10 protein-coding genes are annotated in these 17,534 nt (G+C 72.3%); all 10 read left to right on the top strand.

Annotated features, from left to right (window positions below):
- Positions 1-121: 121 nt before the first annotated feature.
- The 10 genes from wecB to HP507_RS12825 all read left to right on the top strand — a co-directional run bounded on the left by wecB (position 122) and on the right by HP507_RS12825 (position 17,495).
- Positions 122-1,228, top strand: a complete 1,107-nt coding sequence (gene wecB, locus HP507_RS12870) for a non-hydrolyzing UDP-N-acetylglucosamine 2-epimerase (protein WP_217508781.1) — start codon at positions 122-124, stop codon at positions 1,226-1,228.
- 64 nt (positions 1,229-1,292) lie between these two features.
- Positions 1,293-1,772, top strand: coding sequence for an archaeosortase/exosortase family protein (locus tag HP507_RS12865; RefSeq protein WP_175352189.1), 480 nt, complete (start codon positions 1,293-1,295; stop codon positions 1,770-1,772).
- Positions 1,772-3,106, top strand: coding sequence for a glycosyltransferase family 2 protein (locus HP507_RS12860; protein ID WP_175352188.1), 1,335 nt, complete (start codon positions 1,772-1,774; stop codon positions 3,104-3,106). Before HP507_RS12865 ends, HP507_RS12860 begins: the two co-directional genes overlap by 1 nt.
- 59 nt (positions 3,107-3,165) lie before the next feature.
- Positions 3,166-3,978, top strand: a complete 813-nt coding sequence (locus HP507_RS12855; protein ID WP_175352187.1) for a fructosamine kinase family protein — start codon at positions 3,166-3,168, stop codon at positions 3,976-3,978.
- A gap of 66 nt (positions 3,979-4,044) precedes the next feature.
- A complete protein-coding gene (locus HP507_RS12850; RefSeq protein ID WP_175352186.1) occupies positions 4,045-6,231 on the top strand; it encodes an ArnT family glycosyltransferase in 2,187 nt (728 codons plus the stop codon).
- Positions 6,232-6,266: 35 nt separating this feature from the next.
- Complete coding sequence (locus tag HP507_RS12845) at positions 6,267-6,989, top strand: response regulator transcription factor (RefSeq protein WP_271207272.1); 723 nt, start codon at positions 6,267-6,269, stop codon at positions 6,987-6,989.
- A gap of 68 nt (positions 6,990-7,057) precedes the next feature.
- Entirely contained in the window at positions 7,058-8,545 is a 1,488-nt protein-coding gene (locus HP507_RS18450) for a sensor histidine kinase (RefSeq protein WP_175352185.1), read from the top strand.
- Positions 8,546-8,592: 47 nt separating this feature from the next.
- A complete protein-coding gene (locus HP507_RS12835) occupies positions 8,593-9,912 on the top strand; it encodes a bifunctional glycosyltransferase family 2/GtrA family protein (RefSeq protein WP_175352184.1) in 1,320 nt (439 codons plus the stop codon).
- A gap of 228 nt (positions 9,913-10,140) precedes the next feature.
- Positions 10,141-15,711 carry a glutamate synthase-related protein gene (locus HP507_RS12830; RefSeq protein WP_175352183.1) on the top strand — a complete coding sequence of 1,857 codons (5,571 nt, stop codon included), beginning with the start codon at positions 10,141-10,143 and terminating at the stop codon, positions 15,709-15,711.
- Positions 15,708-17,495 (top strand): sulfite reductase subunit alpha, encoded by a 1,788-nt coding sequence (locus HP507_RS12825; RefSeq protein WP_175352182.1) that lies wholly within the window; start codon positions 15,708-15,710, stop codon positions 17,493-17,495. Before HP507_RS12830 ends, HP507_RS12825 begins: the two co-directional genes overlap by 4 nt.
- The last annotated feature ends 39 nt before the right edge of the window (positions 17,496-17,534 follow it).

Genomic DNA, 17,534 nt, shown 5'->3' with positions numbered 1-17,534 from the left:
GTTTCGATCTGACGGGTGTGCTCGTGCTCGCGTGCGCGGCGTGCCTGGTCGGCTGTCTGCTCCTCCTCCGGACGCGCCTCGTCCGACGGGAGCGTCCGGCCCAGCGACAGGGGGCGGGTCGGTGACGGGCCCGGGCCGGATCGCAGTCGTCGCCGGCACCCGCCCGGAGGTCATCAAGCTCGCTCCGGTCGTGCGCCGCCTCGGTGACGACGCCGAGGTCGTCCTCACGGGCCAGCACCACGACCCGGAGCTCCTCGGCCAGCATCTCGGCTCGGCGCTCCCGGACACGCCGGTGAGCATGCTGGCACCGCTGCTCGAGGGGTCGCACCGCGTCGGGCTCTGGGCCGACCAGCTCACGCACCGGTTCCGCCGGGTCCGTCCGAGCGCCGTGGTGGTGCAGGGTGACACGGACTCCGTCGTCGCCGGGGCCATGGCCGCCAGGGCCGTCGGCGTGCCGATCGTGCACGTCGAGGCGGGTCTCCGCTCCCACGACCTCTCGATGCCGGAGGAGGTGAACCGCCGCTACCTCGCGCTCGTCGCGGACGTGCACTGCGCTCCGACATTCGAGAACGAACGGAACCTGCTCGCGGAGGGCGTCGGTGGCGACCGGATCCTCGTGACCGGCAACACGATCGTGGAGGCCGTCCGTGAGTCACGCCGTGCCGACGTCACCGACGTCGATCGCTGGCTGCCGCCCGGCATCGTGCGCGGCGAGTACGTGCTCGCGACGATCCACCGTCCCGAGAACACGGACCACGAGACCGCCCTCCGCCGAGCCCTGACCGGTCTCGCCGAACTCGACGTGCCGGTCGTCCTCGCCGCGCACCCCCGCACGCGGGCCGCGATCGAGCGTTCGGGGTGCAGCCGCCTCGCGGCTCGGCTCGTCGTCCGGACTCCGCCCGACCACGGCTTGTTCCTGACCCTCGCGGAGCACGCGCGACTCGTGGTGTCCGATTCCGGCGGCGTCCAGGAGGAGAGCACCGTCCTCGGCTTCCCGCTCGTCACGGTCCGCCGGAACACGGAACGTCCCGAGAGCCTCGCGGCGGGGTTCAACAGACTGGTGACGCCGCTCGACGACCTCGGCGCGGTCGCGAACGCGATGCTGCGCGACCCGAACCTCCGCGAGCGACTCCGCAGACAGCCGAGCCCGTACGGCGACGGACACGCGAGCGACCGGATCGCCCAGATCTGCCGGGACGGGGTCCTCCCGGCGTGGACCGCCGCATGACCGCCGTTCGCGCGGCGGCCCGCCCCAGGCCTCGACGAGACGTCCCACACGCTGGATCGGGCTCGTGACCGTCGGGGCGATCGTCGCGCTCGTGGTCCTCCAGTCGGCCTACCGCACCGCCGAAGCACGGGGAGCGGGACTCGTCGCGGGTGCCGCTCTGCGGACCCCCGTCTGGATCAACGGACCGACGTTCTACCTGGGGTCGGGCACGCACATGCAGGGTTTCCAGGTGACGATCGAGTGCACCGGGCTGGTCCTGCTGCTCCCGGTCCTCGCGCTCCACGCCGTCATCACGATGCGGGGTGGACCGTCGGTCGTCCGTGCTGTGACGGCCCCCGTCGCGGCCTGGCTCGTGATCAGCATCGCCAACGTGGCCCGCATCGCCTGGATCGGCATCGCGACGCAGAGCTGGGGGTTCCGCGACGGGTACGAACCCGCGCACGGGGCCGTCGGCGCCATCATCGGCATCTCCGGGTTCGCGTGTGGCACGACGGTCCTCCTGCTCATCGACCTCGCCGGTCGGACCGACCGCGGAGCGCGGTGATGACGCTCGCGCTCCTGAACGCCCTGGCGACCGCGATGGCCGTGGCGTTCATCGCGTACGTCGCGTTCATCCTCGTGCCGTTCCTCCGGCACACACCCGACCCGGTCGCGGACCCGGAAGCGTTCCAGTTCCACTTCCTGGTGCCCTGTCGCGACGAGGACGCGGTGATCGGTGCGACGATCACCACCGCCCGGACGAGGTTCCCGTCGGCGCACCTCTGGGTCATCGACGACGCCAGCGAGGACGCGACACGGGACATCGTGCTCGAGGCCGCCCGGACCGACCCGCGGATCCACCTGGTGGCGCGATCGCTTCCGGACGCGCGACGCGGCAAGGGCGACGCCCTGAACGCCGCGTACCGGCAGCTGCTCGAGTCGATCGGGCCGGGGACGGACCCGGACCGCGTGATCGTCGGCGTCGTCGACGCGGACGGCGAGCTCGACCCGGACGCGCTGCCGGTCGTGGCCGGGGCGTTCGAGGACCCGCGCGTCGGCGCGACCCAGGTGACGGTCTGGATGAAGAACCGTGCCGATCCGACGCCGTTGCCGGGTCGAGGGCGGTGGCGGAACCGCTTCGGTCACTGGCTCGTCACGATGCAGGACCTCGAGTTCCGCACCGTGATCGCCGGCATGCAGTCGCTGCGGGCCCGCACCGGAACCGTCGGCCTCGGCGGGAACGGCCAGTTCGCACGGCTGTCCACGCTGCAGCGGATCGCGGAGCGCAACGGCACGCCGTGGCACGGGGCACTGCTGGAGGACTACGAACTCGGGCTGCACGTCCTGCTCGCCGGCTACCGGATCCGCCACGTGTACGACGCCCACGTCTCGCAGGAGGCGCTCCCCTCCCTCCGCCGGCTGATCACCCAGCGCACGCGATGGGCGCAGGGCAACATCCAGTGCCTCCGCTACACGCCGCGCATCATCGCGTCACCGCACTTCTCGACCGCCGGCGTGCTCGAGGCGATGTACTACCTCCTCCTGCCCTACTTCCAGCTGATCGGCATCGGCGCCGTCGTGACGCTCACGGTCTCGTCCTTCCTCGGACCGGCGACGGAGGCGCCAGGACCGGGACAGGTGGCAGCACTCTTCGTCTTCGCACTCCTGCCGTTCGCGGTGTGGGGACCCGTCTACCGGGCCCGCTGCGAACCGGGACGCGGAGGCGCGCTCTCCGGCGTCCTCCTCGGGATCGGACTCTGGGCCTACGTCTTCTACATGTACGTCTGCATCCTGCGCGCGTTCGTGCGTCTCGCGCTCCGACGGAACGGCTGGTCCAAGACACGGAGGAACGCCGAGCGCGTCGGGCGCGTGCGGGGCTCGGTCGCGGTGGAGCGATGACCGTGACCACCACCGTCGACGCTGAGCCACGTCCGATGCCGTCCCGGCAGGATGGAGTGATGGCCGAGACGCACGCGAAGACCTTCACCGACCCGGACGAAGCGACGGCCGAGGCCGCCGGTCTGGAGTGGCTCGCCGAGGCCGAAGCCGACGGCGGCACCCGGATCGCCCGCGTGCTGGACCGTCCCGGCCCGACGGTCCTCGACCTCGAACTGATCTCGGACGGATCGCCGACGGCCGCCCAGGCCGAGCGCTTCGGCCGGTCGCTGGCGCACACCCACGCCGCCGGAGCACCGCACTGGGGCGCCCCGTCCCCGGGGTTCCCCGAGCACGGCGAACTCCGGATGGGTCGCTCCCGCACACCCTTCACGACCGCGGAGGACGCGCCGGGGACGTGGGGCGAGTTCTTCGCGGAGTACCGGATCCGTGACTTCGTCCGCCGCATCGTCGACGCCGGCGGCTTCGACCGTGCCGAGGCCGCGGTCTTCGACCGGGTGGCGGACCGCCTCGCGAGCGCCGAGCTCGGGTCGCCGCAGCCGGCGCTCGTCGGGGACCGTCCGGCGCGCCTGCACGGCGACCTGTGGGCGGGGAACGTGCTCTGGCCGACGGACGACGGCGGACCCACCGGTGCGGTGCTCATCGACGCGACCCCGCACGGCGGGCACGCCGAGACCGATCTGGCGCTGTTGTCGCTCTTCGGACTGCCGCGCCTCGAGCGGGTGCTGGCCGCGTACGACGCGGAGTCCCGGATCGCGGCGGGCTGGCAGGACCGGGTCGAACTGCACCAGCTCGCCCCGCTGCTCCTGCACGTGTTCCTGTTCGGCGGCTCGTACACGGGCGCGGCGCTCCGCGCCGCGAAGCGCTACGCCTGACCGGTCTTAGGAAGCGCCAAGGCGGGACATCGGGTCGTTCGGGGAACGCCCGGAATCCTCACTGCCATGACCACGTACCCGATACCCGTGACCGAGCGACCAGGCCGCGCGCACCGTGACGCGCGGGATCGGCGTGGCAAGCCCCTCGCACGCCTGTTCCTCGGCGAGCGCGAGGACGCCCGCTGGCTCCGGCCGGCGTTCTGGGCGCTCCTCGTCGTCACCGCCGTGGTGTACCTCTGGGACCTCAGCGCCTCCGGGTACGCCAACAGCTTCTACGCCGCCGCGGTCCAGGCCGGCACGAAGTCGTGGGAGGCGTTCTTCTTCGGCTCGCTCGACTCGTCGAACTTCATCACGGTCGACAAGCCCCCGGCATCGCTCTGGGTGATGGTGCTCTCGGCCCGGCTGTTCGGTTTCTCGAGCTTCAGCCTGCTGCTCCCCCAAGCCCTGATGGCGGTCGGTTCGGTCGCCCTGGTCTGGGGCACGGTCCGGAGGACGCTGGCCAGGCTCGGCGCCACGACGGCGAACGTCGGAGCGCTGCTCGCGGGCTTCGTCGTCGCGGCCACCCCGGCGGCCGCGCTCATGTTCCGGTTCGACAACCCGGACGCGCTGCTCGTCCTGCTCATGACCGCGGGTGCGTACTGCACCGTGCGGGCGCTCCCGCGGGGTAGCTGGAAGTGGATCGCCCTCGCCGGCGTCGCCCTCGGGTTCGCGTTCCTCACGAAGATGCTGCAGGGACTCCTCGTCCTGCCCGCGTTCGGGCTCGTCTACCTGTTCGCCGCTCGCACGACGTGGGCGAAGCGGGCGATCGGCCTGGTCATCGCCGCCGTCTCCCTCGTCGTGTCGGCCGGGTGGTGGGTGCTGGCCGTGTGGTTGTGGCCCGCGGAGTCCCGCCCCTACATCGGCGGCTCGACGAACAACACCGTGCTCGACCTGGTGTTCGGGTACAACGGCCTCGGGCGCATCTTCGGCGGCTCGGGCAACGGCGGTGGCGGCGGCATGGGCGGCGGCACCGCGGGTGGCTCCTTCGGCGGCTCGACGGGTCTCGACCGCCTGTTCTCGTCCGAGATGGGTCTCGAGATCTCGTGGCTCCTGCCCGCGGCGCTCCTCGCCCTGGTCCTCGGTCTGGTCGTCGTCGGCCGACGCGCTCTCGCCGACCCCGCCCGCGCCGGCCTCGTCCTGTGGGGCGGGTGGCTGCTCGTCACCGGACTCGTGTTCTCGTACATGTCCGGCACGATCCACCCCTACTACACGGTCGCGTTGACCCCGGCGATCGCCGGCCTCGTCGGCACCGGCGGCGCGCTGCTCTGGCAGGCGCGGGAACGCTTCACCGGGCGCATCGGTCTTGCCGCGATGATCGGGATCACGGCCTTCTGGGGCTGGTGCCTGCTCAACGAGAACCCGACGTGGCTCCCCTGGCTCCGCTGGGTGATGCTCTTCGGCGGTCTGCTCTCCGCGGCGGCGATCGTGATCGGCAGCGTCCCGACCCTCCGCCGGCTCGTCACGGTCGGTGTCCTCGCCGGCACGCTGTTCGGGCTCACCGGCACCACCGCCTACGCCCTCGCCACGACGACCGTCGCGCACTCCGGATCGATCCCGAGCGTCGGTCCGTCGGGCAGCGGCTCCGGCGGGATGGGCGGCGGCACGGGCGGACAGCCTGGAGGCGCGGGTGGCCCGGGCGGATCGGCCTCCGGTTCCGAGAGCGACGGCTCCGACAGCGCGGACGGCACCCAGCAGGGCCCCGGCGGGACGCCGCCCGAGGGCATGACCGGCGAAGCGCCGGAGGGCATGACCGGCGAAGCGCCGGAGGGCATGACCGGCACGGCACCCGGCGGCTCGACCGACGGGTCGACGGGTTCGTCCGACACGACGACGGACGGCGCTCCGAGCGGAACGGGCGGCGCGGGCGGCGGGACGACGACCTCCTCGGCGCTCGAGAAGCTGCTCGAGGCGTCCGACGCGAAGTGGGCGGCCGCGGTGAACGGCTCGCAGTCGGCCGCGCAGCTCGAACTCGACACCGACACCGCGGTGATGGCGATCGGCGGCTGGTCGAGCGACCCGGCACCGACGCTCGCCCAGTTCAAGGCGTACGTCGCGGACGGCGACATCGGCTACTACATCTCGTCCGGTTCGGGTGGCGGCGGGATGGGCGGGGGATCGTCCACGGCCTCGGCCATCCAGGAGTGGGTCGAGGCGAACTACAGCAGCACGACGGTCGGCGGCCAGACGGTCTACGACCTCAGCGACCCGAAGTGACCGACGACGAGGGCGCGGTGGATAGGCTCCGGGACATGCCCGCGTCACCGCTGCAGCGCACGGACGGCAGTCCGGTCCGCGCCCTCGTCGTCGACGACGAGCACGCCCTCGCGGACGCCGTCGCCCTCGCGTTCGAGGGCGACGGCTGGTCCGTACGGGCCGTGCACCGTGGTCGTGACGTGCTGTTCGCGGCCCGGGAGTTCCAGCCGGACGTGATCGTCCTCGACGTGATGCTCCCGGACATCGACGGGTTCGAGGTCCTCGAACGTCTCCGGGACGCCCGTGACGACGTGCGGGTGCTGTTCCTCACCGCCCGGGACGCCCCGGAGGACCGGCTCGCCGGACTCACCGGCGGCGGGGACGACTACCTGACCAAGCCGTTCGGCATCGACGAGTTGCTCGTCCGGGCCCGGATCCTCGCGCGCACCTCCGCACGGGTGGCGGCGACCGGCGGACCGTCGTCGGTCGAGGTCGGCGACCTGCGGCTCGACGAGGACGCCCGTGCCGTGACCCGAGCGGGCGATGCCATCGACCTCACCCCGACGGAGTACGAGCTGCTGCGGCACCTCGCCCGGAACGCGAACCGGGTGCTGTCGCGGGAACAGCTCCTCGCGAACGTCTGGGGGATGGACTTCGGCACGTCGTCGAACCTCGTGGACATGTACGTCTCGTACCTGCGGAAGAAGCTCGACGCCGGACGCGAGCCGATGCTGCAGACCGTCCGCGGGGCCGGGTACGTGCTCCGCCCGACGACGTGAGCCGGTCCGGGGAGGCGAGTCGCGCCTCCAGACCGACCCGCGTCTCCCGGTCGGAGCGCGCGCGGCGCGTGCCGTCGCTCCGCTGGCGGATCGTTGCGGCGGTGGCGCTCCTGCTCGTCGCGACCAACGTCGTCGTCGGCGCGGTGACGGTCGTCGCGTTCCGCGGGTACCTCGTGGGGCGGCTCGATGCCGAACTGGCGACAGCTGCGGACCGGACGGTCGGCGGCCCGGACGGCGAGCGACCACCGCCGACGAGCGGCACCGGTTCCGGGTCGGATCCCGACAACGCGTTCATCGGCGCTCCGGGACAGTCCGCCGGCACCGTCGTCGCGATCTTCCGCGACGGGAAGGCGGTCCTCGGTGGCTACACCGACGACGAGGGACAGCAGCACGGCCTGACCTCGGCGCAGGAGAAGACCCTCGCGGCGGTCGGCAGCGACGGCGAACCCGTCGCCGTCGACCTGGGGAAACTGGGCTCCTACCGGGCGCAGGCGATCGGCGACGACGGGGACGTGTTCGTCACCGCCCTGCCCCTCGGAGACCTCGACGCGGCCATCGCCCGACTCCTGCTCGTCATCGGCGTCGTCACCGTCCTGGGGCTGCTCGTCGCCGCCTGGGCGCTGACCCTGCTCGTCCGCCGGTCGCTCCGCCCGCTCGAGCGGGTCGCTTCCGTCGCCTCGGACGTCACCGCGCTCGACCTGGAGCGCGGCGACCCGGCGATCCCCGTGCGCGTCGCCCCCGCCGACCTGTCCGCGAACCGGGAGGTCGAGCAGGTCGGCACGGCGTTGAACCGCCTGCTCGGGCACGTCGCCCGCGCCCTCACGGTCCGGCGCGACGCCGAGGCCGGCATGCGCACGTTCATCGCCGACGCCTCCCACGAGCTGCGCACACCCATCGCGACCGTGCGGGCGTACGCCGAGCTCACCGCGTCCTCGTCGGACGTCGACGCCATCCACCGGAACGTCGACCGGATCGGACGGGAGGCCGTCCGGATGGGCGACCTCGTCGAGGAGCTGCTGCTGCTCGCCCGGCTCGACGCGGCGTCCACGGCGTCGGCCGGGTCCGCGCCGGCGGTCGTCGAGCCGGTCGACCTGACGTCGCTCGTGGTCGAGGCCACCATGGACGCCCGCGCGACCGCCCCCGGACACCGGTGGACGCTGCAGGTCATGGACGACCACCCGCTCGTCGTGGCCGGTGACGTCGCGCAGCTGCGGCGGGTGGTGACGAACCTCCTCGCCAACGCGCGGACGCACACACCCGCGGGCACCGCCGTCGTGGTGTCGCTCCAACGGATCGCCGCGTCCGGGAGCGGGCCGGGCGTCGTGCGCTTCGTCGTGGCGAACGACGGGCCGCCGATCCCGTCCGACGCTCTGCCGACGCTGTTCGACCGGTTCACCCGGGGCGAGGCGTCGCGCTCCCGGGAGAACGGGACGAGCGGGCTCGGTCTGGCGATCGTCCGCGCGGTCGTGACGGCGCACGGCGGCGTCGTCCGGGTGTCCTCGGAGCCGGGTCGCACGGCGTTCACGGTCGACCTGCCGGGAGGCGCCGGTTCTTAGGGGCGGCATAGGGCGCTGCAGCGGTCCCCGCATGCCCGCTGCCGAGCATGAGCGGCATGACGGAGACGAACCAACCCCTCGACATCGACATCGTCGTCCCCTGCTACAACGAGCAGGACACCCTCGCCGCCCACGTCCGACGCCTGCACGCGTTCTGCCGGACGTCGCTCCGGAACACCTGGCGCATCACCATCGCGGACAACGCCTCGACGGATGACACCGCACGGATCGCGGACGACCTCGCTGCGATGCTGCCCGACGTGCACACCGTGCACCTCGCCGAGAAGGGTCGGGGCCGGGCGCTGAAGGCGGTGTGGAGCGCATCGCCGGCGGCCGTGCTCGTCTACGTCGACGAGGACCTCTCGACCGACCTCGCCGCACTCGACCCGCTCGTCGCACCCCTGCTGTCCGGGCACTCCGACGTCGCGATCGGCACCCGGCTCGCGGACTCCTCGCGGGTGGTCCGGGGTGGGAAACGCGAGTTCATCTCCCGCTCGTACAACCTGCTGCTCCGGACGACGATGGGGGTCTCGTTCTCGGACGCGCAGTGCGGGTTCAAGGCCATCACCCGCCAGGCGGCGGAGCACATCCTGCCGCTGTGCGAGGACGACGCGTGGTTCTTCGACACCGAGCTGCTCGTGCTGGCCGAGCACGCCGGGCTGCGCATCCACGAGGTGCCCGTCGACTGGGTGGACGACGTCAACTCCTCCGTGCACATCGCCTCGACCGCCACCGAGGACCTCAAGGGCATGTGGCGCGTATCCCGCGGCATCGCGACCGGTCGGGTGCGGATCGGCGAGGTCTACGAGGCGATCGGCCGACGTCCGTTCACCCCGCCGCACGTGGGCATCGTCGGGCAGGTGCTGCGCTTCGGTGCGATCGGGGTGCTGTCGACGGTCGCGTTCGCCGTGCTGTACGCGCTGTTCCGGCCGGCCATCGGGGCGCAGACCGCCGACTTCCTGGCGCTCCTGCTCACCGCCATCGGGAACACGGCACTCAACCGGCGCTTCACCTTCGGCGTGCGCGGCCGTGCGGGGGCGGGACGGCACCACGTGCAGGGCCTCGTCGTGTTCGGCGTCGCCTGGGCCATCACGTCGGGGTCGCTCGTGGTGCTGCACAGCACGACGCCCAGCGCCTCGCACGGCACCGAGATCGTCGTGCTGACCGCCGCGAACCTCGTCGCGACGCTCGTCCGGTTCGTGCTGTTCAAGGCGTGGGTGTTCCGCTCGCGCCGGCGCCCGGAGCTCATCCGCCCGGGGACGACCCCGGCGGCGGACGCGAGCACTGCGGCGACCGAGCCGATCCCCGTCGACGAGCACGCGCTGGAGCGCTCGACGGAGCGCTCAGCCGGTGAGCGCGCGGCGTGACCACGCGGGTCGTGGACGTGCACCGCGACGGCCTGGAGGAACGGTGCGGGTCCGCACCGCGCCTCCCGGCCGTCGCGGTGTTGCGCGGGCGGTATACCGCGCCGTAGCATCACCTCACCGCACCACAACCCCACAGGGCCCGACTGCCACCACCGGTCCGCCCGCGGCGAGCGCTCCACTGATGCAGCCTGGCCGTCCGCTGCCGGCATCGCCCCACTGGACCCGCACGTGAACCCCTCCCCCTTCGGTCTCTACGACCCTGCCCGCGAATCGAGCGACTGCGGCGTCGGTTTCATCACCCGACTCGACGGCACGCCGAGCCACGACGTCATCCGCAAGGGCGACGAAGCGCTCTGCGCGATCCCCCACCGCGGCGGCAAGTCCGCCGAGGGTGTCGGCGACGGCGCGGGCGTGAGCGTCGACCTGTCGGTGGAGTTCTTCAGCGCGATCGCCGGCGAGGCGCTCCGCGCGGGGCACTTCGGCGTCGCGAACTGCTTCGTGCCGTCCGACGAGACCGAGCGCACCGCCGCCGTGCAGGTCGTGACGGCCGCGATCGAGGACGAGGGCTTCGAACTGCTGCTGGTCCGCGACGTCCCGGTGGACCACTCCGTCGCCCGTCCCGAGGCCGAGCGGTACCAGCTGCCGATCGTGCAGTGGGTCTTCCGCGCACCGGACGACTGGGAGCGCACCGAGGTCGACGCCGCGGCCAACCGTGCCCTGCTCGCGATCGAGGCGGTGTCGTACGCGCAGGCCGCCGAGCAGCGCGCCGAGCACGCCGCCCTGTACCCGCTGTCGCTCAGCGCTCGGACGCAGATCCTCAAGGGCCGTCTCAACTCGGGCGAGGTGATCGGGTACTTCACGGACCTGCGGGACCCGCGCCACTCGGTGCGGACGCTCTACTTCCACACCCGCTTCTCGACGAACACCGAGCCGCACCCGACGATGGCGCAGCCGTTCCGCCTGATGGCGCACAACGGCGAGCTCAACACCGACCGGAAGAACCGCCTGTCGGACGACGCGCTCGCTCGTGCCCGCACCCGCAGCATCGTCCGTCCCCCCGGGCAGTCGGACTCGAGCCGGCTCGACCAGACCCTGCAGAGCCGGGTGTTCGACGACGGTCTCGAGATCGTCGAGGCCGTGGTCTCGCTCATGCCGCCCGCGTGGGAGAACGACCGTACGCTGACGCCCGACGTGCGGGACATGCTCGAGTACTTCTCGCTGTACGAGGAGAAGAACGACGGCCCCGCGGCGGTGATCTTCAGCGACGGCGACGTCGTCGGCGCCCGGCTCGACCGCCTGGGGCTCCGCCCGCTGCGGTCGGTGCAGACCAGCGAGTACCTCATGGTGTCGTCGGAAGCCGGTCAGGTCACGTTCGACGCCGAGGACGTCGTGCACCGCGGCCGCATCGAGGCCGGCGGCATGCTCGTCGTCGACCACCGGAACGGCACGCTCATGCGTACGCGCGAGGTGCTCGACATGCTCGCGGCGCGCAGGCCCTACGCGGAGCTGCTCGACGCGGCGCGCGTGAACCTCGACGACCTGCCCGCGCCGGAGTACCAGCGCACCACGTCGACGCTCGGCTACGAGGGCGACCTGTCGCTCGCGGGCCGGTACGTGGCGTACTCGCTGAACCAGGAGAGCTTCCGGTTCATGCTCGACCCGATGCTGCAGAACGGCTCGGAGCGGATCTCGGCGATGGGCTACGGCAACGCGATCAACGCCCTGAGCGACACCGAGGGCGGCATGGCGAAGTACTTCTCGCAGCGCTTCGCCCAGGTGACGAACCCGCCGCTGGACTCGATCCGCGAGGCCGACGGCATGTCGATGCGCGTCGCACTCGGCGCCAAGCCGGACGGGACCGGGTCCACGAGCAGGCAGCTCGTCGTGCAGTCGCCGATCCTCGGGCACCTCGACATGGTGCGTCTCCGCGACCAGGACATCGTGCCGCTCGAGCGCTTCGACATGCTCTACCAGCCGGTGCTCGGCGACGAGCAGGCCAACGCCGACGCCGTCCGCTCGGCGACCGAGCGGCTCGCCGGCGCCGTCGCGGCCTTCGCGGAGCGGACCGGCGGCATCGCGGTGCTCACCGACCGTGGTGTCTCCTCGACGCATGCGCCGCTCCCCGTGATCCTCGCCGTCGCCGCGGTCAACCAGCGGCTCATCGAGACCGGTCTGCGCCTGCGGATCTCCGTCGTCGTCGAGTCCGGTCAGCTGCCATCGTCACACCACGTGGCGACGGCGCTCGGCTTCGGTGCCGCCGCTGTGTACAGCTTGAGCGCCCGGCTGCGTGCGGAGGAGAAGTACCCCGCCGCCCCGGCGCCCGCCGGTGAACTGACCGAGACGGACGCCGCGCTCAAGCGCTTCCGGAAGGCGGCCGAGAAGGCCCTCGCCAAGACCATGGGCCGCGTGGGCCTGTGCACCGCGGAGAGCTACATCGGCGGCGAGTTCTTCGAGCCCAACTACCTCGACACCCGCGACGACCTGTTCGCCCGGGTCTTCCCGCACATGCAGGCCCCGGTCGGCGGTGTCGGCTTCGCTCGCATCGCCCAGGCGGCGACGGACTGGCACGAGCGCGCGCGCACGGTCGAGTCCGAGGGCCAGGTGCCCCTGCTCGGCCTCTTCAAGGAGCGTTCGGACGGCGCCGGGCACTCGTTCGGCGTCGCGAGCGTCCGCGGCTTCGGCGGCATGACCGAGGAGCGACCGGCCTTCGAGCGCTCGGGTGACGCGGACGCGCTGCGCCTGCTCACGCTCGGTCAGCTCGACGATTCGTTCGGCATCACGGACGCCGCGTACCGCAACACCGGCTACGACCGGCTGAGCGACGCCGAGATCGACGCGCACCGGATCACCCCGGGCTACGTGACGTTCCTGCAGACCACGCACGACGAGCGCTCCCGCCGTCCCGCTGCGCTGCGCGACGTGCTCGCGCTGCCCGCCGACGTCACCGGCATCGACACGGCGGAGGACTTCGCCCGCGAACTCGGACGGTTCTCGACGAGCGGCAACGCCAGCGTCACGGTGCGCGGGCTCTCCGGCTCGCGTCCGTCGTCGTCGGACGGTCTTCCTGGAGGAACGGCGCGCTTCCGCCTGGAGCTCGCGTCGACGGGGACCACGGGTGCACTGCGCCACCGGGCCCTCGCGGACGGCCTCGCGCTGCTGCACCCCGGCCAGGTCGACGTCGACTCCGTCGACGAGACCGGGGTGACGCTGCGCGCCACCGGCTCCGCGGTGGAGTTGCTCGCCCTGTTCGAGAGCGCCCCGGACAGCGTCGATCTCGACGAGGTCCAGCCGGCGCACGAGATCACCCGGACCCTGGCGTCCGGCGCCATGAGCCACGGTGCCCTCGTCGCGACCGCGCACGAGGCCGTCGCGCACGGCACGAACATGGTCGGCGGCATGTCGAACTCGGGCGAGGGCGGCGAGCACCACTCCCGCTACGGCACCATCCGCGGCTCGCGCATCAAGCAGTTCGCCTCGGGCCGCTTCGGCATCTGGGCGGGCTACCTCGCGGACCCGATGCTCGAGGAGCTCGAGATCAAGATCGGTCAGGGCGCGAAGCCCGGCGAGGGTGGTCAGCTGCCCGCGCCGAAGGTCACGGTGGACATCGCCGCGGCCCGTGGTGGCACGCCCGGCGTCGAGCTCATCTCGCCGCCGCCGCACCACGACACGTACTCGATCGAGGACCTCGCGCAGCTCATCCACGACTGCAAGGCCGCCCGCGTCCGGGTGATCGTGAAGCTGGTGTCCTCCGAGGGCATCGGCACGATCGCGGTCGGCGTGGCGAAGGCCGGCGCGGACGTCATCAACGTCGCCGGCAACACCGGTGGCACGGGTGCCGCGGCGGTCACGAGCCTCAAGTACGCGGGTCGCTCCGCGGAGATCGGCGTGGCCGAGGTCCACCAGGCCCTCGTGGCGAACGGCCTCCGCCAGAAGGTCACGCTCCGCTGCTCGGGCGCGCACCAGACCGGGTCCGACGTCGTCACGAGTGCGCTGCTCGGCGGGGACTCGTTCGAGTTCGGCACGACCGCGCTCATGATGCTCGGCTGTGTCATGGCGAAGAACTGCAACGTGAAGTGCCCGGCGGGCCTCACCACGAACGCCGAGGCCTTCGAGGGCGACCCCCGCGCGCTCGCGCAGTACCTGCTCAACATCGCGCACGACGTGCGGCAGATCCTCGCCCGTCTCGGCCTGCGCTCCCTGCGCGAGGCCCGCGGTCGCACCGACCTGCTGCAGCTCCTCGACCACCCGGCGTCGGTGGGCCGCCTCGACGTGCGTGCGCTCCTCGCGCAGGTGCCCGAGAAGGTCGTCACGGACCCCGAGTACCTCGAGAAGGACTACCGCACCGACGACGCGCTCATCGAGCAGGTCCGCGCGGCGCTGGTCGACGGGCACGAGCACGTCCTCCGGATCGACGGCGTGCACCTCGGCAACGCGGACAAGTCCGTCGGCGGGCAGCTCGGCATCGACGTCGAGCGCATCCTCAACCACGAGTTGCGCGGCGTCGACCTGTCCGCGCACCCGGCGATCGCGACCGACGACCGCGGGCGTCGGCGCCTGGTCGACGGCGCGGTCACGATCCGGACCTCCGGCTCGGCCGGCCAGTCGTACGGCGTGTTCAACAACGACGGCATCGTGCTCGACCACACCGGCACGGCGAACGACGGCGTCGGGAAGAGCCAGACGGGCGGCCGGATCATCGTCCGGACGCCCGGCGGCGGCAGCACGGGAGCGGACGGCACGGCACCGGGCGGCAACGTCCTCGTCGGCAACTTCGCCCTGTTCGGCGCGACCGGCGGACGCACCTTCGTCGAGGGTGAGGCCGGCGACCGGTTCGCGGTCCGGAACTCCGGGGCGACCGCGGTCGTCGAGGGCATCGGCGACTTCGGGTGCGAGTACATGACGGGCGGTGCCGTGTTCAACCTCGGCACGTTCGGCAAGGGCCTCGGCAACGGCATGTCCGGCGGTTTCCTGTACCAGTACGACCCGTCCGGCCGGGTCAGCGAGCGGGCGAGCACCGACTCCCTCCTCGTGTTCCCGGTCACCGACACGGACCGCGGCGCCTTCCACGAGGCGGCCGCGAAGCTGCTGCTCGAGTGGCACCTCGAGGCCACCGGTTCGGCCCTCGCCGAACGACTGCTCGACGAGTGGGAGACCACGCGCGGGCACGTGTACGTCGGCATGCCGCGCGCGCTGCTGCTCTCCCAGGACTCCGACGAGATCCTCGCGGCGGCGACCCGGAACGAACTGCTCGACGAGCTGGCGAACTCGGTCGCCACCGACAAGCTCCGTGCGTTCAAGGTCGACTACCGCGACCAGCGCACCCTGCTCGGCGGTCGCGCCCCGGCACTCGGCGACCAGGGTGACGACACGTTCTCGCTGCTGTCCTCGTACGCGGTGCTCAGCGTCGCCCAGGAGCTCGCGCTGGAGCGCGTCCCGGGCGCGATGGGCCCGAACGACCCCAGGGTGGCGGAAGCGGTCAGGAACCTCATCCTGACCGAGGACTTCTCCGTGAAGCAGCGCGTGGTGAAGTACCTGCGCTCGACGCTCGAGAAGTTCGCGGACGACGAGCTCGCGACCCTCATCGCGATCAAGCGGCTCGACGACTCCAAGCGCGCGCTCACGCAGCGGAACAACCGCAGCATGGACGCGCCGGGCACCACCGGGTGGATCATGCACCAGAACGCCAAGAACGACGGCCGCGTCCGCGCTGCCCGGTTCGACGAGCTGCTCGCGAACGCGGCGCTCGAGGACATCGCCGGCCGCGCACCGCAGGCCCCGACCGAGGTGGTCTCGGCATGAGCCTGCTCCCCCCGACCGGCTCGCTGATCCCGGTCGACGCCCCGTTCTCCGCCGCCCAGGAGTCCTGGCTCGCCGGGTTCATCGCCGGGATCGCCGCCGCCGGCAGGCGTGCATCCGGCTCCGCCCCGACGACGACGATCGACGTGCTGTTCGGCACGCAGACCGGCAACGCCGAGTTCCTGGCCGACGAGCTCGTCGCCGGTGCGAAGGCCCGTGGGCTCGGCGGGCGGGCCACCGCGCTCGACGCCGTGACGCCGGAGCAGCTCGCCGGGATGTCGCACGTGCTCGTCGTCACCTCGACGTACGGCGAGGGCGAGATGCCCGACAACGCCGGACTGTTCTGGGAGGCGGTCCAGGCGACCACGGTGCCGCGTCTCGAAGGACTGCAGTACGCGGTGCTCGGCCTCGGCGACACCAGCTACGACGAGTTCTGCCAGGCCGGCAAGCTCCTCGACACCCGCTTCGAGCAGCTCGGTGCCACGCGGATCCACGACCGTGTCGACTGCGACGTCGACTTCGAGGACCCGGCCGCGCTGTGGAGCGCGGCGGTGCTGGACCGCCTCGCGGCGGAAGCCGGCGCACAGCCCGGTGCGTCCGTCGCCGACGCGGGGGCGGGTGCCCCCGCGACCGCAGCCGGCGGGGCGGGCGCGAGCCGCGCCTCCCGACCCGGTTCCCAGTGGAACAAGCGCAACCCGTTCCCGTCGCGCCTGGCCGTCAACCGGCTGCTCTCCTCGCCGCGCAGCGCGAAGGAGATCCGCCACTACGAGTTCGACCTCGCCGACTCCGGCATCGAGTACTCGGCGGGCGACGCCCTCGCGGTCGTGCCCGTCAACGACGAGGTGTTCGTCGGGGAGCTGCTCGAGCAGGTCGGTGCGAACGGCGGCGAGGAGCTCGACGGGCAGCCGATCGTCGATCTGCTGCGGACCGACCGCGAGATCCGGACCCCCTCGAAGGACCTCGTCGCGGACCTCGTGCAGCGCGCGCCGGCGAGCGAGCTCGCCGCCGTGGTCGCGCACGGCGACAAGCACGAGCTCGACCGCTGGCTGTGGGGCCGGGACGTCCTCGACCTGCTCCGTGACGCCGGATCCGCGGCGCCCGGACTCGACGAGCTGCTGCCGAACCTCCGGCCGCTGCAGGCACGGCAGTACTCGATCTCGTCGAGCCCGCTGGCGCACCCGGACCGCATCCACCTCACCATCGCGTCCGTGCGGTACGGCGATCCGCACCGCATGTACGCCGGCGTCGCGTCCACGTTCCTCGCCGACCGAGTCTCCCCCGACGGCACCGTCGACGTGTACCTCCAGCCGAACGCCTCGTTCGGGGTGCCGGCGGACGACAGCGCACCGATGATCATGATCGGCCCGGGCACCGGCATCGCCCCCTTCCGCGGGTTCCTGCACGAGCGTGCGGCGTCCGGAGCGACCGGCCGGAACTGGCTGTTCTTCGGTGACCAGCACCGCGAGACCGACTTCGTGTACGAGGACGAGCTGACCGAGTTGCAGGAGCAGGGCGTGCTGGACCGCCTCGACCTGGCGTTCTCCCGCGACCAGGCCGAGAAGGTCTACGTGCAGACCCGGATGCTCGAGCAGGCGTCGGAGCTGTACGCCTGGTTGGAGGACGGCGGCCACGTGTACGTCTGCGGCGACGCCTCGCGGATGGCGAAGGACGTCGAGTCCGCGCTCCTGTCGGTGATCGCGTCCCGGCGCGGGCGCGGTGACGACGACGCGCAGTCCTACCTCGCCGACATGCGCCGCGGCAAGCGGTACGTCCGCGACGTCTACTGACGCCGCCGGGGTTGTGCACCGGTCCACTCAGTCGTAACC

Origin of the sequence: Curtobacterium pusillum, from assembly GCF_013359865.1 — a bacterium.
In the GTDB taxonomy this organism is placed as follows: Bacteria; Actinomycetota; Actinomycetes; order Actinomycetales; family Microbacteriaceae; genus Curtobacterium; species Curtobacterium pusillum.
This window is presented reverse-complemented; position numbering and strand designations above follow the sequence as displayed.